General features: G+C 44.6%; 1 protein-coding gene and 1 pseudogene. Both read left to right on the top strand.

From position 1 onward, the window contains the following. The coding region (locus tag R7Q46_RS28790) for a TolC family protein (protein WP_318078528.1) at positions 1 to 382 on the top strand (382 nt) is incomplete at its 5' end. Between the two features lie 3 nt (positions 383 to 385). Continuing rightward, positions 386 to 585: pseudogene (locus R7Q46_RS28785) on the top strand (HlyD family secretion protein); the annotation flags it as partial.

Here is a 585-nt window from a genome sequence, read left to right as displayed (position 1 = left end):
TAAAGCCGCACAAAGCGTTGTATCTCAAGTTGATGCTCTTAAATCTCAAGCCAAACAAGACTTGTCTTTACTTGTGCAGAAAACGTATCTAGAAGCGCAGCAAGCGATTGATGAAGTGCAAGGCTTAGAATCCAGCATCGCACTAGCCAATGAAAACCTGCTTCTGCGAGAGAAGGCATTCACTCAAGGTCTTTCTTCTTCTCTCGATGTGGTTGACGCTCAGCTTTATGTCGCCAGTATCGAAACTCAACGTTCGGCAGCGCGCTTCCGCTATCTGATTTCACTAACCAAACTATTAGCATTAAGCAGTGAAATGAACAGCTTCGAACAATATCAAAATACCGCTTACGCCCCAGCGAAAATATCCAAAGAGGTTAAATAAGTCATGGCAGCAAAATCTTTAAAACCCGTTCTACTTTCACTTTGCGCCTTGGGTGTGGCTTCTTGGGTTGGCTATCAGTTTTACCAAGCTTATCAGCCAGAACCAGTTCGCTTGCAAGGTTTGATTGAAGCTCAGCAATACAGCATTTCATCGAAAGTCCCAGGTCGCATCGACGAAGTGATGGTTCGCAAAGGCGATGATGT

It is taken from the genome of Vibrio sp. 811, from assembly GCF_033339195.1.
The sequence above is the reverse complement of the archived record's forward strand: the minus strand, read 5'-3'. Positions and strand labels throughout refer to the sequence as shown.